Here is an 11,928-nt window from a genome sequence, read left to right as displayed (position 1 = left end):
CGATGGTACTGCAGGGGGGACCCTGTGGGAGAGTAGGACGCCGCCGAACAAATTGTGAGAAAACCCCCGTGCCGTTCGGCACGGGGGTTTTCTGCGTTCAGGGCTCTTGGGCGGTCCCGGTTTTATGGACTCCCGCAGGGAGCCCACTGCCCGGTGTCGCGGAATCCCGTCAGAGGCGGCCGGCCGCTTTGAGGGCCAAGTAGGCGTCCGCCAGTGTCGGTGCCAGTTCGTCGGGTGTGGCATCGACGACCGTGACTCCGTGCCGGCGGAGTTGTTCCGCCGTGCGCTGGCGCTCCCTCTGTGCCCGGGCCGCGGCCGCCGCTTCGTAGACGGCGTCGATCGTGCCGCGGGAGGTGGCCATGCGGGCGATGTGGGGGTCGGCGACGGAAGCGACCAGGACTGTGTGGCGTCGGGTGAGCTGTGGCAGGACGGGGAGCAGTCCCTCCTCCACGGGGGCCGCGTCGAGTGTCGTCAGGAGGACGATCAGGGAGCGGTGAGGGGCCGTACGGAGAGCTGCAGCGGTGAGACCGCGGGCGTCCGTTTCGATGAGTTCGGGTTCCAGGGTGGCCAGGGCTGTCACCAGGGACGGGAGGACGTCCCGGGCGGTTCTGCCCTGGACGAGGGCGCGGACTCGGCGGTCGTACGCCAGGAGGCCCACTCGGTCGCCGGCGCGGGAGGCCAGCGCGGCGAGGAGCAGGGCCGCGTCCATGGAGGCGTCGAGACGGGGGGCGTCTCCGACACGGCCTGCGGAGGTGCGGCCGGTGTCGAGGACCAGAAGGATGTGGCGGTCGCGTTCGGGGCGCCAGGTGCGGACGGCGACCGCTGACTGGCGGGCGGTGGCGCGCCAGTCGATGGAACGGGTGTCGTCGCCCGGGACGTACTCGCGCAGGCTGTCGAATTCCGTGCCTTCGCCGCGGGTCAGGGCGCTGGTGCGGCCGTCGAGTTCGCGAAGGCGGGCGAGCTTCGAGGGGAGGTGCTTGCGGCTGGTGAACGGGGGGAGGACTCGGACGGTCCAGGGGACCTTGTGGGTGCCTTGGCGGGAGAAGAGACCGAGGGGGCCGTATGAGCGGATGGTGATGCGGTCGGCGTGTCGGTCGCCGCGGCGGGTGGGGGTGAGGCGGGTGGTGAGGCGGCGGCGTTCGCCGGCGGGGATCGTGAGCCGATGGCGGGACGCGGCGACTTCCGTGCCGGGCCGCCAGCTGCTGGGGGGCCAGGCGTCGCGGACGCGGGCGCGCAGGGGGCGGCGGGAGGGGTTGGTGATCGTGAGAGTGACGTCGGCGCTGTCGCCGAGACGTACGGACGTGTTCCCGGAGCGGGTCAGGCGCAGGCGTCGGACCGGGGCCGCCAGGGCGAAGTCGCAGGCGCAGGCCGCGGCCAGGGGCGCGTTGACGGCGAGGAGGCCCGCCCAGCCGGGTTCCCAGATGCCGACGGGGAGGGAGCCGAGGGCCGCGAGGAGCGCGGCGCGTCCGGTGAGTGCCATCAGCGGGGGACGGGGACGTGGGCCAGGACCGCGTGGATGACCGAGTCGGCCGTGGCGCCTTCCATCTCGGCCTCGGGGCGGAGCTGGACGCGGTGGCGGAGGGTGGGCAGGGCGAGGGCTTTGACGTCGTCGGGGATGACGTAGTCGCGGCCGGTGAGCCACGCCCATGCGCGGGAGGTGGCCAGGAGGGCCGTGGCGCCTCGGGGGGAGACGCCGAGGGTGAGGGACGGTGACGTGCGGGTGGCGCGGCAGACGTCGACGACGTAAGCGGTGATCTCGGGGGAGACCGTCGTCCTGGCGACCGCGGCGCGGGCCGCTTCCAGGTCGGCGGGACCGGCTACGGGGCGTACGCCGGCGGCGCGCAGGTCGCGGGGGTTGAAGCCCTCGGCGTGCCGGGTGAGGACGTCGATCTCGTCCTGGCGGGAGGGGAGGGGGACGGTGAGCTTGAGGAGGAAACGGTCCAGCTGGGCTTCGGGCAGGGGATAGGTGCCCTCGTACTCGACCGGGTTCTGGGTCGCGGCGACGAGGAACGGGTCGGGGAGGGGGCGCGGGGTGCCGTCGACGGTGACCTGGCGTTCCTCCATGGCTTCGAGGAGGGAGGACTGGGTCTTCGGCGGGGTGCGGTTGATCTCGTCGGCGAGGAGGAGGTGGGTGAAGACCGGGCCGGGCTGGAAGGAGAACTCGGCGGTGCGGGCGTCGTAGACGAGGGAGCCGGTGACGTCGCTGGGCATCAGGTCGGGGGTGAACTGGACGCGTTTCGTGTCGAGTTCCAGCGCGGCGGCGAGGGCGCGGACGAGCAGGGTCTTGGCGACTCCGGGGACGCCTTCGAGGAGCACGTGTCCGCGGCAGAGGAGGGCGACGACGAGGCCGGTCACGGCGGGGTCCTGGCCGACCACGGCCTTGGCGATCTCGGCGCGCAGGGCCTCCAGGGAGGCGCGGGCGTCGTCCGGGTCCCCGGTGTTCCCGGCGTTGTCAGTGGTCGGGTCCATCATGGACGGCGTACCTCTCTTTCGAGGGCGTCGAGTCGGTCGGCGAGGGCGATGAGGGCTGTGTCGTCGCCGGGTGGCGGGCCGAAGAGGAGGGGGTGCAGGGGCCGGCCGGTGTCGTGGAGGCGGGCGGACAGGGCCGGGACGAGGGCTTCGGGCGTGTGCGCCTGGGCGACGGGGAGGCCGACGAGAGGGGCGAGGCGGGTGCGGGTGGAGGAGCGAAGAGCGGTGGCCGCGCGGTCGCGTGCGTCGGTCTTGCGGTAGAGGCGGGCGTGGCCTTCGACGGTTTCGGAGGCGCGGATCGCCACGGGGAGTTTTTCGGGCACGAGGGGGCCGAGGCGGCGTGCCCGCCAGAGGGCGGCGAGGGCTGCCGCGACGAACAGTTGCAGGGTGCCCCAGAGCCAGCCGGAGGGGATCAGCTCGAGGAAGCTCTTCTCGTCGTCCGGTGCGGTGGTGGAGGGGTCGGAGAGGGTGGGGAGGTACCAGACCAGATGGGGTCGGGAGCCGAGGAGCTGGAGGGCGAGGGAGGCGTTGCCCTGCTCGTCGAGGCGGTCGTTGTACAGGACGTCGGGAGCGCCGAGGACGATGGTGTCGCCGCCGGAGGCGGCCGGGACGCGCACCAGGGTGGCGAGGCGGTTGCTGCGGTAGCACTCGTCGGCGTCGGGGCGGGTCGTGGTGTAGCGGATGCCGCCGGTCTCGGCGGGGCCGGCCCGCCGGGCGGCGGGCAGGGAGCAGCCGGGGGAGAGGGTGGATCCGCGGCTGGTGGCGGGGTCCGCGGTGACGCCGGGGGCGAGGGTTTCCACGGACCGGCTGCCGGGGGCGATGAGGACGGTACGGCCGCCGGAGTGCGTGGTCGCCGTGTGCAGTTCGGTCTGTTGACGCTCTGTCAGCAGGTCGGGGGTGGCGACGAGGAGGGTGGTGTCCGGGGCGGTGGCGGCGCGGGCCTCGGCGAGGGTGGTGACGACGCGGGTGGCGACGTGGTGGTCGGCGAGGAGTTCGGCGACGGCGCGGCTGCCGTAGGGGTCGGCGGAGCGGGGGTCGAGGGCGCCGTGCCGGGCGTCGGAGCGGAGCGTGGCGATGGCGACCGCTCCGGCCAGCAGGAGGGCGAGGGCGAGGGCGATGCCCCGCGTGCGGGTCCACAGGTGGCGGGCGGTGGGCGAGGCCGAGGTGGACGGGAGCGGGGTCCCGGTCGTCATCCGGTGGCTCCCCGGCGGGTGCGGTGGTCCGCGTCGGCGTTGCTGCTGTGGGTGAGGCGGGGCTTGGTGGCGTCCAGGTCGCGGTCGAGGCCGGTGATGCGGTGGTACGCCTGCTCGGTGGCCGTGCGGCCGCCGTATGTGACGTCGTCGAAGGTGCGGGCGGCGGCCTGCAGCCGGTCGGTGTGGGCGGGGAGGGCGCGGCCGGCTTCGGCGGCGGCCTCGTCGGCGGTGCGGCCGGGGCGGACGTCGAGGAGGGCGCGTTCCTCCAGGGAGCGGACGAGGGCGCGCATGCGTTCCTGGACGGCCTGGTTCCAGTGGCCCTGGGCGGCGTGCGCCGCGGCGGCCGCGCGGTGGTCGGCGGCGCTGCGGGGGCGGTCGTCGAACAGGGCGGAGGCGGAGGCGGGCCGGCGGCGCGGGGTGCCGAGGCGCCGCCACAGGGCGGCCGCGACGGTGATGACGGCCAGGACGATGACGGTCAGGCCGAGTGTGCCGCCCGGGGCGGCGCTGGAGGCGGCGCCGAACAGGCTGTCGATCCAGTCCCAGAGGCCGTTCAGGGCTCGCTGGAACAGGCTGGGGTCGTTCTCGTGGTACAGCTGTTTGGACAGTTCGCGCCGGGCCGCCTCCCGCGCGGGGTCGCGGGGGACGGTCACCGGCGGTTCGTCGCCGCGGGTCCCTGACAGGGCGGAGCCGGCGGAGGTGTCGGCGGCCCGGAGGAAGGCGCGCACGGCGCGGCCGGCGGTACGGGACATGGCCGTCGAGGCCGGGGTGCCGGGGCCGGGCGGCGCCGGTACGGGTGTGCCGCCGTCCGACGGCGCCGGCAGTGCCGTGAGGACTCCCCCCGTCAGGCTCACCGCATCAGCTCCCGGGGGTGGCGGGGTCCTGGTAGCCCTGGACGCCGGCCGCGCGGGCCAGGTCGAGGTCGAGGGCCTCGCGGCGGATGCGCTGGTCGATGTACAGCAGGACGGCGACGCCCGCCGTGATCGGGAAGGTGATCAGGGAGCCGATCACCGATCCGATCCCGCTGACGATGAGGTACGTCCACCCCAGGTCGCTGCCGCCGTCCGCGAAGGCGCCGAGGCCGCCGTCGCTCAGGGCGGCGCCGAGGAGGGCGAAGGGGACGGCGACGATCACCGCGACGACGTTCGCGATGACCAGCGAGAGCAGCTGGATGCCGAAGACCCGCCACCAGGAGTCGCGCACGAGCTTCGCGGAGCGGCCCAGCGCCTTCTTGATGCCCTGCTTCTCGAGCATCAGCGCGGGGGAGGCGAGGGAGAAGCGGACCAGCAGCCACAGCACGACGACGAGGGAGACGATGCTGCCCAGGGCCGTGAGTCCGCCGCCGGCGTCGCCGCCGACGAGGACGCCCGGCAGGACGCCGACGGCGGCGACGCCGGCGGCGATCAGCAGCAGGAGGAAGATCAGTCCGAACAGCCGGGGCACCTGCGGGCGGGCGTCGCGCCAGGCCTCACCGGTGGTCACCGGCTTGCCGAGGACCGCGCGGCTGGTGACGGTGGTCAGGAGCGCGGTCGCCGCGATCGTGCCGATCAGGGAGACCAGGGCGATCACACCGGAGTTGAGCATGACGTCGCCCATGGCGCGGGTCTGCTCTTCGAGGGTGGCGCTCGGATCGGTCAGGACGGTGCTGCTCGCGGAGTCGTCGAGCACCAGACCCTGGAGCAGGACGACGATGACCTCGATGACGACGGCGACCGCCAGCGAGATGCCCAGGACCGTGCGCCAGTGGGTGCGCATGGTGGAGACGGCCCCGTCGAGGATCTCGCCCACGCCGAGCGGGCGGAGCGGGATCACGCCGGGCTTGGCCGCGGGCGGGGGGCCGCCCCAGCCGGCGCCCCAACCGCCGGGTGCGCCGTGACCGCCGTAGCCGCCGGGGCCGCCGGCGGGCGGGCGGGGGCCCCAGCCCTGGCCGGGCGGGGGAGGCGGCGGGGACTGCGCCGGATTCCGGGGGCCTGCGGGCGCGGACCACCGGGCCGGTGGCGGCTGCTCCTCGGACCACTTCGTGCCGCGGTTCCCGGGGGGTGCGACCGGCTGGTCCGCGGGTTCCGTGCTGTGAGGTCGGTCGGCGGGCTCGGCAGGCCGGGACGCCCCGGGTTCCTGTCCGTCGGACGGGGCGGATCCGGGCGAGGCCCAGCCCGGAGTGTCTTTCATCGTCGCTCCTTCACGGTGCCCGTCCGCGGTCGCGGCGGCAGGTTGGGAGCCATCGTGCCATGGGGCGGTCACCGGGGAACCGGCCGCGGTCGGGGCTGCGCACCTTCAATTGTCCGCCGGATAACGGGCAGACTGACGGCATGGCTGATCAGTACGCGCAATCCGGCGAGGACGAGCCGCCCACCGAGATACCGGCGATCCGCTGGGAGGAACCACCCGAAGGTCCCGTACTGGTGCTCCTGGACCAGACGAGGCTGCCGGCCGAGGAGGTCGAACTGGTCTGTACGGACGCGTCCGCGCTGGTGGAGGCGATCCGCTCGCTCGCCGTGCGCGGGGCGCCGCTGCTCGGGATCGCCGGTGCGTACGGCGTCGCGCTCGCCGCCGCGCGCGGTTTCGACGTCGACGAGGCCGCGGTCGCGATCGAGGGGGCCCGGCCCACCGCGGTGAACCTGTCCGTGGGCGTGCGCCGGGCCCGTTCCGCCTACCGGGCCGGGCTCGCCGAGGGAGGCGACCCCGAGCAGGGGGCGCGGGCGGCGCTGGCCGCCGCCCGGAAGCTGCACCGGGAGGACGCCGAGGCGTCCACGCGGATGGCGGAGCACGGGCTGGCCCTTCTGGAAGAACTGCTGCCCGGCGGCGGGCACCGGATCCTCACCCACTGCAACACCGGCGCGCTGGTGTCGGGCGGGGAGGGGACGGCGTTCGCGGTGGCGCTCGCGGCGCACCGGGGCGGGCGGCTGCGGCGGCTGTGGGTGGACGAGACGCGGCCGCTGCTGCAGGGCGCCCGGCTGACGGCGTACGAAGCGGCCCGCAACGGGATGGCGTACAGCCTGCTCACGGACAACGCGGCGGGTTCGCTGTTCGCGGCCGGGGAGGTGGACGCGGTGCTGATCGGGGCGGACCGCATCGCGGCCGACGGCTCGGTGGCGAACAAGGTGGGGAGTTATCCGCTGGCGGTGCTGGCGCGGTACCACCATGTGCCGTTCATCGTGGTGGCGCCGGTCACCACGGTCGACCCGGCCACTCCCGACGGGGCGTCGATCGAGGTGGAGCAGCGTCCCGGGTTCGAGGTGACGGAGGTGACCGCGCCGCAGGCACAGGTGGCGGGAGCGGGCGGCGGGATCCCGGTCGCGCCGCTGGGCACCCAGGCCTACAACCCGGCGTTCGACGTGACCCCGCCCGAACTGGTGACGGCCGTCGTCACCGAGGAAGGCGTCGTGTCGCCGGTGACCGCGGAGGGGCTCGCCGAGCTGTGTGCCCGGTCCGGACAGTTCACGGCCGGCTGATCGGCCGCGGGCCGGGATCGTCCTTCGGGGGCGCCGGCGGCGAGGCCGCGAGGAGCGGCTCGTCGGGCCGGCGCCCCCGCGTCTGCCCGTGACACCGGTCGCGGCGACGGCACCGGCGGACGGGGGCAGACAGTGACGGCCCGGTACGACTATGGTCACTGGCCGGTGACCCTGCTCACCTGCGCCACCTTCACCGTTATGAGAATGGGATGATGTCGTTTATGAAGGGACGAGTCCTTGTCGTCGACGACGACACCGCACTGGCCGAGATGCTCGGCATCGTGCTGCGTGGTGAAGGTTTTGAGCCGTCTTTCGTAGCCGACGGCGACAAGGCGCTGGCCGCTTTCCGTGAGGCCAAGCCCGACCTGGTGCTGCTGGACCTGATGCTGCCGGGACGGGACGGCATCGAGGTGTGCCGCCTGATCAGGGCGGAGTCCGGGGTGCCGATCGTGATGCTCACGGCCAAGAGCGACACCGTCGACGTCGTCGTGGGGCTCGAATCGGGCGCCGACGACTACATCGTCAAGCCGTTCAAGCCGAAGGAGCTGGTCGCCCGGATCCGGGCGCGGCTGCGGAGGTCGGAGGAGCCCGCGCCGGAGCAGCTCGCCATCGGTGACCTCGTCATCGACGTGGCCGGGCACTCCGTGAAGCGGGACGGGCAGTCGATCGCGCTGACGCCGCTGGAGTTCGACCTGCTGGTCGCGCTGGCGCGCAAGCCGTGGCAGGTGTTCACGCGCGAGGTGCTGCTGGAACAGGTGTGGGGCTACCGGCACGCGGCCGACACCCGCCTGGTCAACGTGCATGTGCAGCGGCTGCGTTCCAAGGTCGAGAAGGACCCGGAACGGCCGGAGATCGTGGTGACCGTCCGTGGTGTCGGATACAAGGCAGGACCGAGCTGACATGTCCCAAGACAGTGCCGCTTCGGTCCCCGGCCGGTCCGGGACCCGCCCGGAGCGGCCTGTCGGCCGGAAGGCGGCGGGCTCGCGCCGCGGACACCCCTTCGCCGGCGGGCTCCTGCGAGGCGGAATACGCAACAGCCCCGTCCTGAGGCTCCTCCTGCGCTGGGTGCGCCGGCCGCTGCTGCCCCTCATGCGGCTGTGGCGGCGCAACATCCAGCTCAAAGTCGTCGCCACCACCCTGCTGATGTCGCTGGGCGTCGTGCTGCTGCTCGGCTTCGTCGTCATCGGACAGGTGCGCAACGGGCTGCTGGACGCCAAGGTCAAGGCGTCCCAGAGCCAGGCCACCGGCGGCTTCGCCGTCGCCAAGCAGAAGGCCGACGAGGCGGCCGGCGCGGCCGCCGGCGACGGGACCGCCGTGGACGGCGGAGCAGCCTCGCAGAACGTCATCGAGTGGATGAGCGAACTCGTGTCGTCGCTCTCCAGCGGCGGCCAGGGCGCCTTCGACGTCGTGACCCTGCCCCCGGGCGACGACAGCGGCGGCGGCCGCGGACCGCGCGCCTCCGGCTTCGTCGACCCCAACAAGAGCGTCCCCGAGGACCTGCGCACCCGCGTCAACACCAGCACCGGCGCCGCACAGAGCTACACCCGCATCATCTACAGCAACGACAAGGAGTCCCAGCCGGCCCTCGTCATCGGCAAACAGGTCAACGACCCCAACGGCGACGCCTACGAGCTGTACTACCTCTTCCCGCTGACCCAGGAGGAGAAGTCCCTCAGCCTCGTCAAGGGCACCCTGGCGACCGCCGGACTCTTCGTCGTCGTCCTCCTCGGAGCCATCGCCTGGCTCGTCGTGCGGCAGGTCGTCACACCCGTGCGGATGGCCGCCGGGATCGCCGAACGGCTGTCCGCCGGACGCCTCCAGGAACGCATGAAGGTCACCGGCGAGGACGACATCGCACGGCTCGGCGAAGCCTTCAACAAGATGGCGCAGAACCTCCAGCTGAAGATCAACCAGCTCGAGGACCTGTCCCGCATGCAGCGGCGCTTCGTGTCCGACGTCTCGCACGAACTGCGCACCCCGCTGACGACCGTCCGCATGGCCGCCGACGTCATCCACGAGGCACGCGAGGACTTCGACCCGGTGACCGCACGGTCGGCGGAACTCCTCGCCGACCAGCTCGACCGCTTCGAGTCGCTGCTCGCCGACCTCCTGGAGATCAGCCGCTTCGACGCCGGAGCCGCCGCCCTCGAGGCCGAACCGATCGACCTGCGCGAAGTCGTGCGCCGCGTCGTCAGCGGAGCCGCACCGCTCGCCGACCGCAAGGGCACGGCCATACGCGTCCTCGGCGACCAGCAGCCCGTCGTCGCCGAGGCCGACGCCCGCCGCGTCGAGCGCGTCCTGCGCAACCTCGTCGTCAACGCCGTCGAACACGGCGAGGGCAAGGACGTCGTCGTCAAACTCGCCTCCGCGGGCGGCGCCGTCGCCGTCGCCGTACGCGACTACGGCGTCGGACTCAAGCCCGGCGAGGCCACCCGCGTCTTCAGCCGCTTCTGGCGGGCCGACCCGGCACGCGCGCGTACCACGGGCGGCACGGGACTGGGACTGTCCATCGCCCTGGAGGACGCACGGCTGCACGGCGGCTGGCTGCAGGCCTGGGGCGAACCCGGCGGCGGCTCGCAGTTCCGCCTGACCCTGCCCAGGACCGCCGACGAACCGCTGCGGGGCTCGCCGATACCCCTGGAACCCAAGGACTCGCGCCGCAACCGCGGACTCGACGACGCCGGCCTGCCGCGCGGCGGGAGCGAGAAGAGCGCCACCGTGCCCGTGCAGCCCGCCGGTGACCAGCGGGCCCCGTTCGCACCCCGCCGGCCGGCCGCGGTCGCGCCCACAGCCGACCCCACGGCGCTGCCCGGCAACGGCGCGCGGGTCGTGCCCCGGCCCGCGTCCGGGGCACGCCGACAGGACGAGCCGTCCACGGCAGGGACGGCACGCGAGGACACACCGGAGCGGGCGGACAGCGGATCCGCGGGCTCGGACCAGCAAGGGGAGGCATTTCGTGGGCGCTGACCGCCAGGGGGGCCACCGGCGCACGCCGGGGCGCGCGGCGGCGTACGCCGCCTGTGGCGTCGTACTGCTGGCGGGGTGCGCCTCCATGCCCGACAACGGCGACCTGCGAGGCGTCGAATCCACTCCGCGCCAGGACACACAGGTCCGCGTGTTCGCCATGCCGCCCCGCGACGACGCACCGTCCTCGGAGATCGTCCAGGGCTTCCTCGAGGCCCTCACCAGCGACGACCCGCGCTACTCCACCGCACGTCAGTACCTGACCCCGCGGGCCGCGCAGCGCTGGGAACCGGAGAGCTCCACGACCGTCCTCGCCGACGGACCGGTCACCCGGGCCAGCCAGTCCGACGTCCGGGAGGACGGCGACGACTCCAGCTACACCCTGACCGGCACCAAGGTCGCCGTCATCGACGCGCAGCAGTCGTACACGCCCGCCTCCGGCGACTACAGCCAGACCATGCACCTCACGCGCGACAAGAAGACGCGGCAGTGGCGCATCGACGCACTGCCCCAGGGCGTCCTCATGGGCAGGTCGGACTTCCAGCGCAACTACATGTCCGTCAACAAGTACTACTTCGCCTCCGACACCACCTCCGCCGGCTCCGGACAGCCCATGGCCGTCGCCGACCCCGTCTACGTGCGCGAACGCGTCGACCCCGTGACCCAGATGGCGCGCTCCCTGCTCAACGGGCCCACCAGCCGGCTGCGGCCCGTCGTCAGGTCCAGCTTCCCCACCGGCACGGCGCTGGCCAAGGGCGTCACCGCGCTCGCCCCCGACGACCAGAACAAACTCACCGTGCCGCTCAACGACAAGGCGGCCCGCATCGGGCACGCCAAGTGCGACGAGATGGCCGCCCAGCTGCTGTTCACGCTGCAGAGCCTCACCCCGACCGTCGACGAGGTCGAGCTGCGGGGCGGCGGCAGACAACTGTGCGTCCTCAGCGACGACCGGGTCACCGCCGTCGCCGAACGCGGCGCGGAGACGAGCCCCGACTACCTGTACTTCATCGACGGCCGCCACCGGCTCCTGCGCACGACCGGCAACGGCGGCAGCGACGCGGCCGAACCCGTGCCGGGAGCGCTCGGCGACGGCAGCAAGCCCCTGCGCTCCGTCGCCGTGGCCCGCGACGAGCACAGCGCCGCCGGAGTCTCCCTCGACGGCAAGGCCCTCTACGTCACCTCGACGGCGGCCGGCAGCCTCCTCGGCGAACCCGTCCTCCAGAGCAAGGGCAAGGCCGAGAGCGACCGGCTGACCACCCCCAGCTGGGACGGCCAGGGCGACCTGTGGGTCGCCGACCGCGACCTCGCCGCCCCACGGCTGCTGCTGCTGGAGAAGGGCGCCGGCCAGCCCCGCGAAGTGCTCACCCCCGGACTGGACGGGCGGATCAACGCCGTACGGGTCGCCGCCGACGGCGTCCGGATCGCACTCGTCGTGGACAAGGACGGCGAACAGTCCCTGCTCATCGGGCGGATCGAACGGGACGCCTCCGCGGATCAGCCCACCGTCTCCGTGCAGGAACTGCGCTCCGCGACACCCGACCTGGAACAGGTCACCGCCGTGTCCTGGGCCGGGGACAGCCGGCTCGTCGTCGTCGGCCGCGAGACCGGCGGGGTCCAGCAGGTGCAGTACGTGCAGTGCGACGGCTCCATCCCCGAGACCGGGACCCTGCCCGGCCTCACCGAGGTGACCAGCATCGCCGCCTCCGAGGACAGCGACGCCCCGCTCTTCGCCACCTCCGAGGAGGGGCTGCTGTGGCTGCCCGGCGGCAGCGGCTGGCGGACTCTGAAGGAGACCGCCTCGGTCGCGTTCTATCCGGGGTGACGGCCTGACCCCGGACCCTCCGGGAGTTGTC

At 73.5% G+C, this 11,928-nt stretch carries 9 protein-coding genes; 4 read left to right on the top strand and 5 right to left on the bottom strand.

Translation table 11 applies throughout. The annotated features are described in order from the left end of the window. Positions 1-169 precede the first annotated feature (169 nt). From ACH4F6_RS37550 to ACH4F6_RS37530, 5 genes are read right to left on the bottom strand one after another with little or no spacing between them, the layout of a single operon-like run. On the bottom strand, positions 170-1,480 hold the full coding sequence (locus ACH4F6_RS37550) for a DUF58 domain-containing protein (protein ID WP_397964971.1): 1,311 nt from the start codon (positions 1,478-1,480) through the stop codon (positions 170-172). After that, positions 1,480-2,469, bottom strand: a complete 990-nt coding sequence (locus ACH4F6_RS37545; protein WP_397964970.1) for an AAA family ATPase — start codon at positions 2,467-2,469, stop codon at positions 1,480-1,482. Before ACH4F6_RS37545 ends, ACH4F6_RS37550 begins: the two co-directional genes overlap by 1 nt. Next, positions 2,469-3,662 carry a DUF4350 domain-containing protein gene (locus ACH4F6_RS37540; protein WP_397964968.1) on the bottom strand — a complete coding sequence of 398 codons (1,194 nt, stop codon included), beginning with the start codon at positions 3,660-3,662 and terminating at the stop codon, positions 2,469-2,471. The genes ACH4F6_RS37545 and ACH4F6_RS37540 overlap by 1 nt, the downstream gene beginning before the upstream one ends. Beyond that, positions 3,659-4,513 carry a DUF4129 domain-containing protein gene (locus ACH4F6_RS37535; protein WP_397964967.1) on the bottom strand — a complete coding sequence of 285 codons (855 nt, stop codon included), beginning with the start codon at positions 4,511-4,513 and terminating at the stop codon, positions 3,659-3,661. The genes ACH4F6_RS37540 and ACH4F6_RS37535 overlap by 4 nt, the downstream gene beginning before the upstream one ends. Positions 4,514-4,517: 4 nt before the next feature. Next, positions 4,518-5,828, bottom strand: a complete 1,311-nt coding sequence (locus ACH4F6_RS37530) for a glycerophosphoryl diester phosphodiesterase membrane domain-containing protein (protein WP_397964966.1) — start codon at positions 5,826-5,828, stop codon at positions 4,518-4,520. A 140-nt stretch (positions 5,829-5,968) separates the two neighbouring features. Between ACH4F6_RS37530 and mtnA the strand changes: the two genes are divergently transcribed. The 4 genes from mtnA to ACH4F6_RS37510 all read left to right on the top strand — a co-directional run bounded on the left by mtnA (position 5,969) and on the right by ACH4F6_RS37510 (position 11,897). Further along, the gene (gene mtnA, locus ACH4F6_RS37525; protein WP_397964965.1) at positions 5,969-7,111 is read left to right on the top strand and encodes an S-methyl-5-thioribose-1-phosphate isomerase; all 1,143 of its coding nucleotides are present in this window, start codon (positions 5,969-5,971) and stop codon (positions 7,109-7,111) included. Between the two features lie 209 nt (positions 7,112-7,320). After that, positions 7,321-8,010, top strand: a complete 690-nt coding sequence (gene mtrA, locus ACH4F6_RS37520; protein ID WP_187283109.1) for a two-component system response regulator MtrA — start codon at positions 7,321-7,323, stop codon at positions 8,008-8,010. A 1-nt stretch (position 8,011) separates the two neighbouring features. Continuing rightward, complete coding sequence (gene mtrB, locus ACH4F6_RS37515) at positions 8,012-10,078, top strand: MtrAB system histidine kinase MtrB (protein ID WP_397964964.1); 2,067 nt, start codon at positions 8,012-8,014, stop codon at positions 10,076-10,078. Then, complete coding sequence (locus tag ACH4F6_RS37510; protein ID WP_397964962.1) at positions 10,068-11,897, top strand: LpqB family beta-propeller domain-containing protein; 1,830 nt, start codon at positions 10,068-10,070, stop codon at positions 11,895-11,897. Before mtrB ends, ACH4F6_RS37510 begins: the two co-directional genes overlap by 11 nt. Positions 11,898-11,928: the final 31 nt, after the last annotated feature.

The sequence above is a fragment of the Streptomyces sp. NPDC017936 genome (assembly GCF_044328485.1).
In the GTDB taxonomy this organism is placed as follows: Bacteria; Actinomycetota; Actinomycetes; order Streptomycetales; family Streptomycetaceae; genus Streptomyces.
The sequence above is the reverse complement of the archived record's forward strand: the minus strand, read 5'-3'. Positions and strand labels throughout refer to the sequence as shown.